Annotated in this window: 10 protein-coding genes and 1 riboswitch; of the genes, 1 reads left to right on the forward strand and 9 read right to left on the reverse strand. The window is 53.6% G+C overall.

Annotation, left to right across the window (positions count from 1 at the left end):
• Nucleotides 1–83: 83 nt before the first annotated feature.
• The 4 genes from M2108_RS24855 to metA all read right to left on the reverse strand — a co-directional run bounded on the left by M2108_RS24855 (nt 84) and on the right by metA (nt 8,395).
• On the reverse strand, nt 84–4,385 hold the full coding sequence (locus M2108_RS24855; protein ID WP_277472083.1) for a bifunctional 2',3'-cyclic-nucleotide 2'-phosphodiesterase/3'-nucleotidase: 4,302 nt from the start codon (nt 4,383–4,385) through the stop codon (nt 84–86).
• Nucleotides 4,386–4,919: 534 nt separating this feature from the next.
• The gene (gene mqnC, locus M2108_RS24860) at nt 4,920–6,056 is read right to left on the reverse strand and encodes a cyclic dehypoxanthinyl futalosine synthase (protein ID WP_277472084.1); all 1,137 of its coding nucleotides are present in this window, start codon (nt 6,054–6,056) and stop codon (nt 4,920–4,922) included.
• A gap of 190 nt (nt 6,057–6,246) precedes the next feature.
• Entirely contained in the window at nt 6,247–7,431 is a 1,185-nt protein-coding gene (locus M2108_RS24865) for an aminotransferase class I/II-fold pyridoxal phosphate-dependent enzyme (protein WP_277472085.1), read from the reverse strand.
• Between the two features lie 46 nt (nt 7,432–7,477).
• Nucleotides 7,478–8,395, reverse strand: coding sequence for a homoserine O-acetyltransferase MetA (metA, locus tag M2108_RS24870; protein ID WP_277472086.1), 918 nt, complete (start codon nt 8,393–8,395; stop codon nt 7,478–7,480).
• Nucleotides 8,396–8,504: 109 nt separating this feature from the next.
• Nucleotides 8,505–8,633, reverse strand: a riboswitch (SAM riboswitch).
• A gap of 400 nt (nt 8,634–9,033) precedes the next feature.
• Here metA and corA point away from each other — a divergent pair.
• Entirely contained in the window at nt 9,034–9,969 is a 936-nt protein-coding gene (gene corA, locus M2108_RS24875) for a magnesium/cobalt transporter CorA (protein ID WP_277472087.1), read from the forward strand.
• Nucleotides 9,970–10,045: 76 nt separating this feature from the next.
• On the opposite strand, the gene M2108_RS24880 is transcribed toward corA, so the two are convergent.
• The 5 genes from M2108_RS24880 to cobM all read right to left on the reverse strand — a co-directional run bounded on the left by M2108_RS24880 (nt 10,046) and on the right by cobM (nt 15,741).
• Nucleotides 10,046–11,065, reverse strand: coding sequence for an HRDC domain-containing protein (locus M2108_RS24880; protein WP_277472089.1), 1,020 nt, complete (start codon nt 11,063–11,065; stop codon nt 10,046–10,048).
• A 150-nt stretch (nt 11,066–11,215) separates the two neighbouring features.
• Nucleotides 11,216–12,097 carry an ROK family protein gene (locus M2108_RS24885; RefSeq protein ID WP_277472090.1) on the reverse strand — a complete coding sequence of 294 codons (882 nt, stop codon included), beginning with the start codon at nt 12,095–12,097 and terminating at the stop codon, nt 11,216–11,218.
• Between the two features lie 231 nt (nt 12,098–12,328).
• Entirely contained in the window at nt 12,329–13,843 is a 1,515-nt protein-coding gene (locus tag M2108_RS24890; RefSeq protein WP_277472091.1) for a cobyrinic acid a,c-diamide synthase CobB, read from the reverse strand.
• Nucleotides 13,836–14,954, reverse strand: coding sequence for a cobalt-precorrin 5A hydrolase (locus M2108_RS24895; protein WP_277472092.1), 1,119 nt, complete (start codon nt 14,952–14,954; stop codon nt 13,836–13,838). The genes M2108_RS24890 and M2108_RS24895 overlap by 8 nt, the downstream gene beginning before the upstream one ends.
• Nucleotides 14,947–15,741 (reverse strand): precorrin-4 C(11)-methyltransferase, encoded by a 795-nt coding sequence (gene cobM / locus M2108_RS24900; RefSeq protein WP_277472132.1) that lies wholly within the window; start codon nt 15,739–15,741, stop codon nt 14,947–14,949. The genes M2108_RS24895 and cobM overlap by 8 nt, the downstream gene beginning before the upstream one ends.

Consider the following 15,741-nt stretch of genomic DNA (forward strand, 5'->3'; position numbering starts at 1 on the left):
GCGTATGAATAATCATAAAGGAACGAAAAGATGCCCCGCAGTCATCCGGAGATGACGGGGGCATCTTTATTATCGAAGCTGAATTAAGAAGCTTTGTTCTCAAGCATGCGGTAGATGATTACTGCAGCCTGTGCACGGTTAGCCATAGCTTTTGGTGCAAATTTACCGCCGTCTACCCCATTCACGATTCCCAGCTGAGTCAGCTGTGCAACAGCTTCCTGAGCATAAGGAGCGATGGAATTTTTATCAGCGAATGCGCCGAGAGCTGTAGAGGCATCAACCGGTTCCAATTGACCGGAAAGAGCATTTACGATCATGATTGCCATTTCCTCGCGGGTAATCTCTCGGCCCGGTTCGAATTTGCCGTTGCCGCTGCCCTTCACAATACCTGCGCTAACAGCAGCAGCGATCGAATCGGTATACCATACTCCCTGCTTCACATCGTTAAAGGCTGTGCTTGATGCAGGAGCACTCAGGTTCAATGCACGCACGAGCATCGTTACGAATTCAGCACGGGTTACTGTTTTGGTTGGAGCGAACTGGCCGTTCTCCAGACCCTTCACAATGCCCTTGGCTGCCAGGGAGTTGATTGCTTCCTGAGCCCAGGCCACTTTGCCCAGATCACTGAAAGTGCCTGGTGCTGCCGAAGGAGCAGGTGTTGCCGGTGCCGTTGATGGAGCCGGTGTTGCCGATGGTGCTGGTGTTGCCGCCGGCGCCGGAATACCGCCAGGAATTGCGGCCGGAGCCTTGGTGTTGTTAGTAATACGGCCTTCAACCTTGGCTGTAATAGCTCCGCCTTTGAATGTGTCTACAATGTAATCGTAGAATACATCCAGATCGATCGGACCAGGTACTTGCTTGCTGGCAGAAAGCAGAACAGTGTAGTTATCACCGCCTGCAGACATGAAGTTGTTCACGACCGCAGTATAGCTCTTGTTCATATCAATCGGTGTACCGTCAGCCTTAGTCAGGCTGGAGATGCGGTCCTTAACCGGCAGATACATATCAGCCGTATATTTCAGGCCGGAAATCTGCAGAGTTTTCGTATCGGCTGTTCCGTCAGCTTTTACTCCCCATTGCTGCTGCAGCAGGGTTTTGATCTGCTCACCGGTCAGGGTCAGCTTCACCAGTGTATTGCCGAAAGGCTGGATCTTGGCCAGATCCCCAAAGGATACATTGCCCTTAGGAAGGTCAGCGCGGATACCGCCCGGATTCATGAAGGCGAAATCTGCTGCTGCTCCGTCACCGAAATCAGCCGCACGCATTGCATCGGCAATCAGGTTACCGAGCGGCGTTTCATTGTTGTAAGCATCTGTACGTGTAATTGTACCGTCAGTAGTACCTACTGGCTGGGTCAGCTCCGGATGCTTGGCCAGATATTTGTTAACCAGAGCAACCGTTTCAGGATCAGGGGTTACCCCTTCCTGGAAGGTAGACGTAACTGTTGCAGATTTTGATTTCACATCACCTGTATTAGGATCAATGATCAGCTTAATATCTTCAAAAGCAGTACCATACGAGTAAGCCTGAACAACCAGCTTGCCGTTTACGGTATCGTTCGCGTAGCCGTGGTTATCCCCGGCAACGATAACGTCTACCGGTGAGTTAGCCGGCAGGGCATTGGCCAGATCCGCCGCTTCACCTGTCGTTACAAATCCGGTATTTGCATCACCTTTGGTTGTAGCCGGATCATGTGCCAGCACGATGATCGTTTCTACACCCTGTTCCTGCAGTTCTTTAGCGTATTTCTCAATTGCTTCTACTTCTTTTTCGGCTGAAAGGAATTCAACACCTACCAGGCCGGATGGAGCAACTTTGCTTGGCGTTGCTTTGGTTACCACACCGATAAATCCGATTTTCACGCCGCCTACTTCTTTAATAACATAAGGGTTGATGATTGGATTCTTATACACGCTGTCAACCACGTTGGCATTGATGTAATCGAAGTCGGAGCCAGCATGATTTACGCTGCTGTTCTTAGGATCAACACCGCCGAAAATCTGTGTTTTCAGTGCTTCAACGCCCTGGTCAAATTCATGGTTACCCAGTGTTCCGACGTCGAACTTCATCAGGTTCATCCATTCATGGGTCGGCTCATCACGCTCAAGTGAAGATACCGGAGCAGATGCGCCTACGGAGTCCCCGTTATGGAAGAGCAGGGAGTTTTCATACTTGGCACGCGCCTCTTTCAGATATGTTGCGAGAATCGCAGCAGTACCTGCATTCTTGCCGCTTACTACAGAAGTAGTATCCAGCTGGCCGTGGAAGTCGTTAATACCGAGCAGGTGAACTTCAACATCGGCAGTTGGTTTAGGTGTATGCTCTTTCAGGTCAAGGCTGTAAATGCTGAAGCCTTTAACATCTTTGGTGTGCGTATCTTTAATGTTGGAAGGTAACACATCAGCTGCCTTCGGTGAAGAAGGGAAGGTTACTGTTACGTTGCCTTTGATTGGAGCAATCGACCAGTTGCCGTCAGCAGTCGGATCTACTACACCGGCCTCACTAATATAATCCATCAGTACCTGACGGTTCTCCATCTGGGAATCGATAATCATTTTGCCGGCTTTTACGCCCGGGAAGTTACCTCCGCCGCTTGCACGGTAGTTGTTGGTAACTACAACGAATTCCTGATCAGGCAGGATTTCTTGTCCGCCGTAAGTAACGCTGGTTACACGGCTGGAGGATGCATCGTTAATCGAACCGTCCGGTTTGTATTTAGCGTTCTTGGTTACGTCGATTGTGTACTGGACACCGTCAATAACATCAAAGTTAAAGACCTGGAACTCGGGATTCAGCAAAGGCTGAGCGGTTGAAATACCCGGTTTGATACGGTTGAAAGCCCCCGCACTCATTTCAATCCAGTTTTTCACAGTTTCGCCGTTAACAACAATCGCTTTTAACGTGTTGTCATACAGGTACAGGTCGCTGGCGCTGGCAATTGTCAGATTTCCCGCTTTAATTTCAGTGTATTCTGAAGGGCCGTTGCGTCCAGCCTTGAATGGAGCACCGACACTTAGAATCGGGTGATTTCTGTATGCAGCCAAAGCCTCATCCGTATTGATCAGATTCGATACATAACGCTGCTGCGCATAAGTTACGATCTGAACTGTCGGATCATCCTGCACCATGGCGAAGAAGCTGTTCATTGGAGCCGTTGTTTTTCCAAGCGGCTGATTAACATAAGCTTTAGTTGCCTCATGGTCTGCTGAGGTAACAGCGTCTATCGCCGGATCAGCAGCAACACCAGCAATTGAACGCGTGGAGGATACAGAGCCCGCCTTATCAACTTTCCATCTGCCGTCATTCTGCACAATTTTAAGATCGATTAGACCCAGGTATCCACCTCCGTAACCAGCCTGAACTGCCGGAGTACCGTTAATCTGGCCTTTGGTATTGTCGATTTTAATGTCCGCTGTATTATAAGGAAGTTTGGTGGCAGGATCTTTGAAGGAAGCATCCAGGTCACTTTCCTTTACAGTCGGGAAAACCTTATGTGTATGAGAGAATGTGATGGCGTCGATGCCTGCCACTTTACTCAGTTGGTTAATGTCGTTTTCTGCACCGGAAACGGATGAGGCTGCTGCAGCATCAAACCCGGTATGGGCCATAGCCACAATGACTTCCGCACCGTCATCTTTCATCAGAGGAACAAATTTCGCAGCTGTTTCACTGATATCCTCAACCTTCACTTTGCCGTCGAGCTTAGCCTTATCCCACTCCAGAATCTGTGGTGTAACGAGGCCAATCAGTCCCACTTTCACTTTATATGTTTGTCCGTCCGAACCTTCAACTTCCTTATCAATAATTTCGTAAGGCTTATATTTATTGGTGCCGTCAATGTTATAAATATTTGCATTGACATACTTGAAATCTGCATCCGTATCTTCTTTGTGTGTGGAGCTTCCGTTAATGGTACGTTCGAGATAATCCAAGCCGTAGTTAAATTCATGATTGCCGAAGGTAGCTGCATCGTAGTCCATAACATTCATAGCGGCAATTAGAGGGTGAATCCGATTGTCATTAGTTTCCAGGTCGGATTCGGTTGCCACGTACGTGCCCAGAGGAGTACCTTGAATCAAATCACCGTTATCAAGCAAAAGATTGTTGCTGTTCTGCTCTCTGGCTTCATTGACCAGAGTAGCTGTTTTGTCGAGACCCACTGTCGCCGAAGGGGCATCCTTGTAATAATCCCAGCCATAGACATTGGTGTGCACATCAGTAGTGCTCATCAGACGCAGATCTACTGTCACACCGGCTGCCGGAGCGGCCTTTGCTGTATCAGCTCCAAGAACTGAACCAACAAGCACACCCCCAAAAACCTGTGCAGTCAGAACTGTGGTAGCCAGAAGTGAAGCTACCGGCTTGTTCCATCGTCTTTCTCCCATAAGTGTTTAATCCTCCCAGTTCATCTCTATTAGTGACCGAGGAGAATTGTACCATAAGCAAATATACGAATCTAGCAAAAAACATCAAATAGAGTCAATAGTTGTGTAAAATATCATATGATTCAGCGTGAATTTAGTCATAATGCCTTACTCCAAACCCAAAACCTCACATAATATACAAGTAAACACGAAAAATGCATGTGAGATTTCGATACATTTCGGAGTGAGATATCTATTAGTATAGTTCTTATTTAACTAACAGATTCATGTCCACTATCAAAAACTACACCATTCTATATTTATACAAAAAAATTTATAAACCCATCCCCCTATTAAGCGGTATAAATGCTGACATGATCATCGGTGGCATGGCAGAATATTGCCTGAATATTTGTGAACGAACAGCCTGTTTTGTTCACATCCATCCGCCGAATCATCCTCAGCCAGATCAAGGACAGCACAGTATAGACGAAAATAACCCCCGCGAGGCAGTATAGCCACTGCCTGACGGGGGATGAAAGTTTCATATAAGGATTAGTTCTGCATCACAAAATCATTGTCGATCTTCGCATTCTCATCATCGAACACCCGGAGAATATCATAACGCGTGTTGCGCTGTGCCGGAATCTTGCCGGCCTCGCGGATCAGCTGGGTTATCGACTCGATATTAACCTTGTAAGTCGCACCTGCCGAGGAAACAACGTTCTCTTCGATCATTGTGCTGCCGAAGTCATTACAGCCGTATTGCAGGGACAGCTTGCCGACCTCAGGACCCATCGTTACCCACGAAGACTGGAAATTCTTGATATTGTCCAGCACCAGCCGGCTGATTGCTACCGTCTTCAGATATTCCTCCGGAGTCTGTCTGTCCAGCTTGAGATTGGTGTTATCCGGCTGGAACGTCCAGGAGATGAAGGCCAGGAAGCCCTCAGAGTCATATTTGTTCGCAATGCACTCATCCTGAGCTTCACGAACCCGCAGGAGATGCAGCGCGCGCTCCTCCATACTCTCGCCAAGGCCGATAACCATCGTAGCGGTTGTATTCATGCCGATCTTGTGCGCGGTCTTCATGACGTTCATCCAGTCCACCCAGGAGCCTTTGAGCCGGCTGATCTTGCGGCGGGTACGGTCGTCGAGGATCTCTGCCCCGCCGCCCGGAAGCGAATCCAGGCCGGCCGCATGAATCTCGCGCATCACCTGCTCCAGCGGCAGGCCGGATACCTCGACCATCTTCATGATCTCCGCCGGAGAGAAGGAATGCATCGTGATTTCAGGGAACCGCTGTTTGATCCCGCGGAGAATATCCGTATAGTAGCTGAACGGCAGATTCGGGTTCGTTCCGCCCTGCATCAGAATTTCTGTACCATTTACAGCAATCGTCTCAGCGATCTTCTGGTAGATGGTTTCATCAGGGAGCACATAACCTTCCTCTGATCCGGGTCTGCGGTAAAATGCGCAGAAACGGCAGTATACGTCACATACATTAGTATAGTTAATATTGCGCCCAATGACGAATGTAGCCAGCGGATCGGGGTGCCAGCGCTTCATGATTACATCTGCGGCTGCGCCCATTTTTTCAATTTCGTTGCTCTCGAACAACCGGATTGTGTCTTCCAGCCCGAGGCGTTCGCCTTTCAGCGTCTTATCCAGAATAAGATCTATCGCACTCATCGTTCGCAGCCTCCTTCAAAGTCCATCTCTTATGGTTGATTAAATTTTAAAAATAAACATAGATAAGCATTCGTTCATCCATCGTAACACATTCCCGGCGGCTTGAGAAATCTTTTGATCCCGCCCTGCTGAACTCCTGACAGTAAAAAGACGGTGGCGCATCAGCTGCGCTGCCGTCTCCCCTGTATATTTATTCAGCTGTTACAGCCTGCTCCAGCTCGACCCGTGCCGCTTCGAGCGCCTGGCCAAGATCAGCGATTAAATCGTTCACATGCTCAATGCCTACGGAGAAGCGCAGCAGCCGGTCATCTACACCGACAGCATCACGCATCTCAACCGGAATGTCGGCATGAGTCTGTACGGCCGGATAGGTCATCAGCGATTCAACACCGCCCAGGCTCTCGGCAAAAGCAATCAGGCGGATATGGCGGAGCAGCGGCTCCACATACCGGGCATCCTTCACTTTAAAGGAGAAGATCCCTGTGTTGCCGGAGGATTGGCGGTTCTGGATTTCATACCCCGGGTGATCCGGCAGCCCCGGATGGAACACCTCGGCCACTGCCGGATGCTCCAGCAGATAACGTGCAATCGCCAAGGCGTTACTCTCATGCCGTTCCATGCGCAGGGCCAGCGTCTTCATGCCCTTCATCAGCTGATAACTGTCGTTCGGAGCAAGAACGGCGCCCAGCGAATTGTGCAGAACAGCCATTTCAGCAGACAGCTCGGCTCCTTTGGTCACGATCAGTCCGGCAAGTACATCGTTGTGGCCGCCCAAATATTTGGTCGCGCTATGAACGATGATATCCGCACCAAGCTCAAGCGGACGCTGGAAGAACGGGGTGAGCAGCGTATTGTCCACAATGGTCAGCAGCCCGTGATGACGGGCCCAGGTACACACTGCTTCTATATCGGTAATCATCATTAGCGGATTGGTCGGCGTCTCGATAAATACAGCCTTCGTCTCCGGACGGCGGGCTGCCTCCAGCCCGTCAAGATCATTGGTATCCACATAGGAGGCTGTGATTCCGTACTTGGACAGAATCCGTTCCAGAAGACGATAGGTTCCGCCATACAGGTCTAGGGACACGACAAGGTGGTCGCCCTGCCCGAATAAAGCGAATACGGTGGTCAGGGCAGCCATGCCGGAGCTGCAGGCAAAGCCGGCATCGCCGGACTCCAGCTCAGCAGCAGCGGTTTCAAGTACGGAACGGGTCGGGTTTTTGGTACGGATATAATCAAAGCCGGTGCTTTGTCCAAGTCTCGGGTGACGGAATGCCGTTGCATTGTAAATCGGATAATTAACTGCCCCGGTAGCGGGATCTTCCTGTGAGCCTATTTGTGCAAGTCTGCTTTCAATCCTCAGTTTCTCGTCCATCGTAAGCCTCCTAATGTGGGGTTATTGTACAGTTGCTTCTATATTATTAAATAATAGGGCCAATATCGTAGGGTGTCTCCTGGTATACATAGTAATTGAGCCAATTGGCGAACAATAAGTTGGCATGGGCACGCCATACGGCCGGAGGTGTACGCTGCGGATCATCATTGGGATAATAATGTTTCGGCAGCGCAATATCCATCCCCTTCGCAACGTCACGGTCATATTCCCATTTTAGCGAGAACGGGTCATATTCGGAATGTCCGGTAACAAATATCTGTCTGCCGTCATGTGTCGCTACAAGGTAAACTCCGGCTTCCTCCGATTCGGCCAGAATCTGCAGCTCCGGGTTAGCTTCGATATCTTCGCGCGATACGTCGGTATGGCGGGAGTGCGGCACATGGAATACCTCGTCAAAGCCGCGCAGCAGCTTAACATTATTATGGCTCAAGGTGTGCGGGAACACTCCGAAGCATTTCTCTTCCAGGCTGACCTTGCGTACACCAAAGTGATGATACAGTCCCGCCTGTGCGGCCCAACAGATATGCATGGTCGATGTAACGTTGTGCTTGCTCCATTCAAAAATCCGTTTCAGCTCTTCCCAGTAATTCACCTCTTCGAACTCCAGCTGCTCTACAGGAGCTCCGGTCACTATCAGGCCGTCGAACCGGCGGTGGCTGATTTCATCAAAAGTTGTATAGAAGCTCTTCAAATGCTCCGCTGAAGTATTCTTGGAGGTATGGGAACTCGGATGAAGCAGGACTACATCGACCTGGAGCGGAGAGTTTCCGATCAGACGCAGCAGCTGCGTTTCGGTCGTTTCCTTGGTTGGCATCAGATTCAGGATGGCGATCCGCAGCGGACGGATATCCTGATGAAAAGCCTGGCTTTCATCCATTACAAAGATATTTTCTCCGGATAATACTTCTTTGGCCGGTAAACTGTCAGGAATTTTGATTGGCATTGCTGTGTCCACTCCTTAATCGAATTAGTACCTGAGCTTGAACTGAATTCCATGCAAAAATGACCCTTCTCGCACGAGAAAGGTCATATAGGTTCAGTCATATGCGCCTCTCTCATCTGCCAGAACCAACGCCGGGGTTATATCCCCTGCATAGCTTCCGCAAGAATTAGCACCGTGCGTATATACGCCGGTTGCCGGGTTTCATCGGGCCAGTCCCTCCACCTGCTCTTGATAAGATTTAGCTGTATTCAATTATTTTTCTTAAAATTCACTTTAAATCATGAACCTGCTTTTCGTCAAGTCCATACAATGCTGAAGAGCCCTTGAAATGTAAAGAATTTTGCTTGAAAGAGGCATACCCCGGCGTTATACTAGACAAGTGTTTCAACGGCACAAATGACGAGGAGCAGAGGTGAGAGAAGAATGGAAGGCGACCCGGGTACGCAGTTAAGCGTGCAAAGTGAGCAACCACACAGGATTAACATCAGCTTGCCGGCGGCGGGAGCACTACTTCTTCATGCTCTCGAGACGTCATTCTGGCCCGTTCATTGATTGTACTGCCGGCTAAGCTGATTTTTTCCGTGTGCTTTAATTAGCATAACCCTGGAGAAGACCGGGGACATAAGGAGTGAAATCAGATGAAAATCCGGCTGGTAAACGCAGGGGTTTTTACCCCGATCGATGACATTGAAGCAACACTGACCGCCCCCGCTGAAGGATTCTACTGGATCGACGCTGATGATGAGGACCTGGAGCTGCTTCAGCCCCTGTTCAATCTGCATGATCTTGCCGTGGAGGACTGCCTCAGCGAAGAGGAACAGCGGCCAAAGATTGAAATTTATGAGAGCCATTATTTTATTGTAGTGAACAGCATCCGGTTCGATGATGAGGAAATTTTCCTCCGGGCGCTGAATGTATTCCTGGGCAGACATTACATTATTACTGTTACTAAACAGAAAATTCACGAGCTGCGCGTCCTGAAGCCCATTCTGTGGGAGCAGGAGGTCAGTGAGCCTGACCGCTTCCTCTACCATCTGATCGACATCGTTGTAGACAACTACTTCTCAGTCGGCGACCGGATTGAAGCGCGGATAGAGAAGCTTGAGGAAGATATCCTGATGCATACCAAGAAGACGCATCTGAGCGAGATCATCGGTCTGCGCAGTGAAATTCTGTGGCTGAAGAAAATGCTTGGGCCGCAGAAGGAAGTAATCAACACCCTGAACAAAAAGGACCTGCGTCTTATCGACGACCAGCTGCAGAAATATTTCAGCGACATTTATGAAAATGCGGTCAAAATCTCTGAAACCTTTGAGACCTACCGCGACCTGATGGGCAACTTGCGTGAAGCCTACCAGTCGAGTATTGCTAACCGCGCCAATGAAATCATGAGAGTGTTCACTGCAATAACTACAATATTCATGCCGCTGACCGTCATTACCGGTATATACGGGATGAACTTTGAGAATATACCCGAGACCCATTCGCAGTACGGCTACTATGGCGTAATTGCTGTAATGGTAACGCTAGGCTGCGGGATGCTTGTTATTTTCCGCAAAAAGGATTGGCTATGAACGTTAACGGACGATTACGCTGAGGCGAAGGCTACCGCTACTGCAAAGTATGGGGAACCTTCGCCTTTTGCATATTCTAATAGCTTACCGCTTCTCCCATGAACTGGGGCTCGCGGGTCCGCCGGAAGCGGATACGGATGAGCCGCAGGCGCTCATAATAGAGATCAAGCCCCTCCGCCGGCGAGAAATGTTCCCCGTACGCCTTATACAGCGCAGGCTTCAGAAAAGTATCGCCCATCAGCTCGTAGGCTGTCCAGATCCTGTTCTGCTCCTCCGCCGAGACCTCCTTCAGCTCATTCTCAATCAGCTTCTCAACGGAGTAGCCCTCCTTCTCCAGCTCTTCAACCGCTTCCAGCACTTCACGGCGGCTGATCCCCCCGGTTGCCTGCAGCTGCTCCATGCCAAGCCCGTTCTCGATACCCTGCAGCAGAATCCGCCGCAGCCGCAGACGTTCAAGCTGCTTCTTGTATTTGATCTCCTTCTGCTTGTACAGCCAGGACGAGAAACCCTCCTCCTCCACAGCCTCATGCACCCAGCCCAGCGGGTAGCTGTGCTCACGCGGAATCCCGGCCGTAATGGCCAGCCAGTCGCTGCCATGCTGCGCGGCCTTGCCCTCGCCGACTCCCGGAATCTGCAGCAGCTCCTCTTCCGTCCGCGGCAGATAAGCGCTCAGCATGCGCAGCAGACGGTTGCTGGCCAGAATATACGGTGCCTTCCGCTCGCTGGAGGCTTTGCCACGCCGCCAGGCGCAGAGCTCCTCGTAGACGGCCTGATTGCCGTATTGCTCACTGTAATACTGCAGCTTCAGCTGCTCACGGTTGCGCCCTGCCAGCGTCTCTTCCTCGTGAAAAGCACCGTCTATCAGCGGACGGTAGCCGTCCCCCATCTTCACTGCCAGTTCATGCCTGTAGACGCAGAGCATCTCATTCCATGAGCCGCCCTCATACCAGATATGCTCATCAATTTCACGGGTACCGGAGAAATCACGCCATCCGATGCGCCAGAGCCCCTCCTCTTCCCCGATCCAGAGCTGGGCATATACCTCCTGATCCGCTCCGGACATTCTGGACAACCGGTTCAAAAACACAATCTGCATTGGAATCCCTACTTTCGTTGTCTTACAGCATGCTGAACGCAAAAAAGCACCTCTCCCACGAACAATCGTGAAAGAGGTGCTTCCTCGTAAACGCTATACTGTTAGAAACTACAATACCATATATTTCCGTACAGTCAATCCCTTTTTGAATCAGGCCCCGGCGAGCGCCAGCCTGGCCAGGCCAAGCGCCCCGGCAAGACCGGCGTTGTCGCCCAGCTGCGGCGGCACGATATAGCTGCCGATCTCCTGATTCAGTGCCGGGTGCTGGACATATCCGCCGAGCAGCTCCTGCAGCTTGGCATGAATCAGCGGGAACAGCTGGCTCTGCTTCATGACTCCGCCGCCCATAACAATCTTCTGCGGCGACATCACCAGCACATAATTCATCAGTGCATGAGCCAGGTAATGGGCCTCCATCGCCCAGGCCGGATGATCCGCAGCCAGCTCGCCGGCAGGCTTGCCCCAGCGGCTGCCGATAGCCGGCCCCGCAGCCAGGCCCTCCAGGCAATCCCCATGGTAAGGGCAGAATCCGCTGAAGGTATCCTCAGGATGGCGCGGAACCAGAATATGGCCCATCTCCGGATGGGACAGGCCGTGTATCAGCTGACCGCCTATAACCGCACCGGCTCCGATACCTGTACCTACAGTAATATACAGACAGCTATCCAGACCCTGCGCAGCCCCCCAGGTATACTCACCGAGCGCAGCCCCGTTCACATCGGTATCAAAGCCGATCGGCACGTCAAAATGCTCCGCAACTGCACCCACAAGATTAAATCCTCCCCAGTGAGGCTTGGGTGTAGTGGTGATATAGCCGTATGTAGGGCTGCCCAATACCGGGTCAATCGGTCCGAATGAGCCGATCCCGATGGCTTCTGCATTTTTTCCGGAAAAGTAGTCCAGCACCAGACCCATCGTTTCCTGCGGCGTTGTCGTCGGGAAGCTGACCCGGTCGATAACCGACCCGTCCTCATGTCCGATTCCGCATACAAATTTGGTTCCCCCGGCTTCAATTGCTCCAAGCACTCTCACAGCAGCATTCTCCCTTCTAAAATAAGCGCAGGCCCGCTTCAGGCCCGGTCAATGGTTAATCCGCATATCAAAATAAAACGCTCTCTTAGAATGATTATACGTGCCTCGTGTCAGTAGGACAAGCGGTTGACATACTCTCGGAAAAATAAAAAAGAACAAGTCCCTCCTCCGTTATACCTCCGGAGAAAATGACGAGTTCTTATAAGCAGCGCATACGGACATGCCGGCCATTTATTGCGGGAATTGAGCGGTTTTCCGCTCTCTGTAGAAACGGCAGGCTGAGACGAAACGTTCTGCCGCAGGGAAATGGGAGGCCAGATGAACATGTGCGTACGCGGCCATGACATTCCCCCGCAGATAGCCTTCCGGCCGGCTGCCGCCCCGCCCCTGGCTCTCATAGGCATAGCGCCTGACTTCCTGTTCATCGTAATTCATAACCGAGTAATGGAATTCATGGCCGCGCAGCCGCTCGCCCCGCTTCAGCAGCAGGCTGTCCTGCAGCGCTGTAACCTCACGGTAGCCAAGTGCGGCACGGCGTTCCTGCATGACGGCGTGGGCAGGGATGACCCCGGCCATCCTGTGCACCGCTCCGGCACGGTCGGTAAGCGTCCGGGCCAGCACCATGTAGCCGCCGCATTCCGCATACAGCGGCATGCCGGCTTCAGCCGCTGCAAGCAGACCGCCAATAAAGCCGGTATTGGCGGAGATTTCTGCAGCGAATTCCTCGGGGAAGCCGCCGCCGAGATAGAGGCCGTCCGCCTCCGGCGGAATCTGCTCGCCGCGCAGCGGGCTGAACGGGATCAGCCGGGCACCGGCACGGCCCAGCAGCTCCAGATTGTCGGCATAATAGAAATTGAATGCCGCATCTTTGGCAACGGCGATGACCGGGCTTTGGACCGGCATAGCCGTTCCCGCAGCCGCCAGGGCAGACCGCGCTGCCTCCGTTGACCCGGCGGACGCAGCATCGGATGCGTTCGCAGCGGTAACCGCCGGGCAGGGCGGCAGCGGTGGCGCAGTCTGCGCGATCCGCAGCAGCAGCTCCAGGTCCACGCTTGCCGCAAGCGCATCAGCGGCATGCCCGAACAGCACCTCCAGCTCGCCCCGCTCCACAGCGGGCAGCAGGCCCAGATGCCGCTCCGGGATGTCCAGCGCGGCATCACGCATCAGGCCGCCGATAACAGGGATGCCGCAGGCGGCTTCGATGGCCGTCTTTACCGTCAGGTAATGACTGGCGCTTCCGCAGCGGTTCACAATAACCGCAGCGATCTGCACCTGCGGCTCCAGCTGCCGGAAGCCGAGCACAACCGCAGCTGCGCTGCGGCCCATGCTTCGCACATCCACGACCAGCACCACAGGGCTGTCTGTAATAATGGCAAGTTCTGCGGTAGAGCCCGTCAGCCCGTCGGCCTCCTTACCGTCATACAATCCCATAACGCCCTCTACAACAGACAGTTCTGCGTCTTCGGAGGAACCCGCGAAGTACTGCAGAAGGTACGGGTGTGAGGTCATCCAGGAGTCGAGGTTACGGGCAGGGCGCCCCGTTACAGCGGCGTGATAGGCGGGATCGATATAATCGGGGCCGCATTTGAAGCCCTGGACCCTCAGTCCGCGCCGGGCAAACGCCCGCATCAGCCCCAGTGACACGGTCGTCTTGCCTGAACCGCTGCCGGTGCCGGCGATGATAATGCGCGGGCGGTATTGCGGCAGCGGGAGCCCGCTCTCCCGGAATGGAACTCGTTCATTCATTTTTAGTCTCCTCCCTGCCTCCAAAAGCTACTCTGGCAACAGCAATGGTTACATTGCCGCTCTTTTTCTTGGCCAGCAGCAGCTCGCCGCCGCCTGAGGCCAGCAGGGCAGCCGGTTCACAGACGCCGTAGGCTCCGGTTGCCTTGAATACAACGGCAGAAGGCTGCATAAGCGGCACCGTATTCAGCTGCTCCGGTGAAAACAGGCCAAGCTCCCAGCCGAATTTGCGGCAGAGCTCCAGCAGTCCGGCTTCATCGCCTTTAATCGTTATAGTCGCGGCACCCCGGACGCTCAGCGGAGACAGCCGCAGCTCTGCCAGCGTCTCCATAACAACGGCCTCCAGCTCAGCCGCCGCCGTCCCGCGGTTGCAGCCCAGCCCCAGCACCAGGCTGCGGGGCCGGTACACTGCGGCAGGCAGTCCGCGGAGCGCTGCAGCTTCAGCCTCATCCAGCAGCCGGTCGGTGATGACAACCGCCGCACGGTAAGGCTGCTGCTGCAGCTCAGCCGTGCTGCCGCAGAGCCGGACATGCTCCGGCAGCACGGCGCCCGCAGGCAGCCAGCCGGTTTCGCCGGCTTCCTGCAGCACGGCTACCGGTTCACCGTTGACCAGCGCAGCGCTGACGCCCTTCATCGGGGCAAAGCTCTCCGCCTGCCAGCCGAACTCCCGGCCCAGCAGATCCGCGGCAAAAATGCCCTGCACATCGGAGGCCGTCGTAATGACCGGGCGGCTCTCCAGCAGCCTGGCTATGTGCAGGGTCAGCCTGTTCGCTCCGCCCAGATGGCCTGACAGCACGCTGATGACATGCTCTCCGCTCTCGTCGATTACAATGACGGCGGGATCATGCCATTTGTCCTGCAGCAGCGGGGCCATCAGCCGGACGGCGGCTCCGAGAGAGAAGAACAGGACGACGGCCTCATACCTGCGGAATAATCCGGGCAGCAGCTCCTTGACCGGCCCGTCAAAAATCCGCCGTTCCCCCGGAATCTCCTGCAGCTCCCCGCTGTATTTGGCATAGCAGTACACCTCGGTATCCGCCAGCAGGCCCCCCAGCTTCAGAGCCAGCCTGATTCCGTTACGGGTAATGGCTACAGCAGCAATCTTACTAGCCATCCTGGCTACTCCCCTGCCGGAAGCCGTGGGTAAAGGAGCGGTCATAGAGCTTCGAGCGGTGGGCATCGCGGTTCACCAGCTCCGGGTCCAGCGCCCGGCCGGCCAGGATCATCGCATGCATGGTAATGCCGGCCTCCTGCAGATCCCGTTCCAGATGCTGCACGGTCGTCCGCACAATCTGCTGGTCCGGCCATGTAGCTCTCTTAACGACGGCTACCGGCGTATCAGGGCTCCAGCCGGCAGCAAGAAATTCAGCGGCGGCCTGTCCGGCAAGCTCTGCGCTCAGAAACAGCGCCACCGTGCAGTGGTGAGCGGCCAGAGCACGCAGCTGCTCACGCTCCGGCACCGGGGTGCGCCCTCCGGCGCGGGTCAGAATGACCGTCTGGGTCAGCTCCGGTACGGTCAGCTCGGCACCGAGCGCTGCTGCCGAAGCAAATACGGAGCTGACGCCGGGAATAATCTCACAGCTGACGCCGCACAGCTTCAGCAGCGACATCTGCTCAAGAATGGCTCCGTACATGGACGGATCACCCGTATGCACGCGCGCCACACTCCGGCCTTCCTTAACCGTCCGGGCCATAAGCTCCACCTGCTGCTCCAAATCCAGACCCGAGCTCTGCACAACCTGCGCAGCGGGCTTCGCACTGCGGACCAGCTCCTCGCTGACCAGCGAATCGGCGTAGAGAACCAGATCGGCCGAGCGCAGAATCCGGCTGCCTTTGACGGTAATCAGCTCCGGGTCACCCGGCCCTGCACCGACAATGTACACCTTTGGCTCAAGCATCAG

This window comes from Paenibacillus sp. PastM-3 (assembly GCF_029893965.1).
GTDB lineage: Bacteria > Bacillota > Bacilli > Paenibacillales > Paenibacillaceae > Paenibacillus_AQ.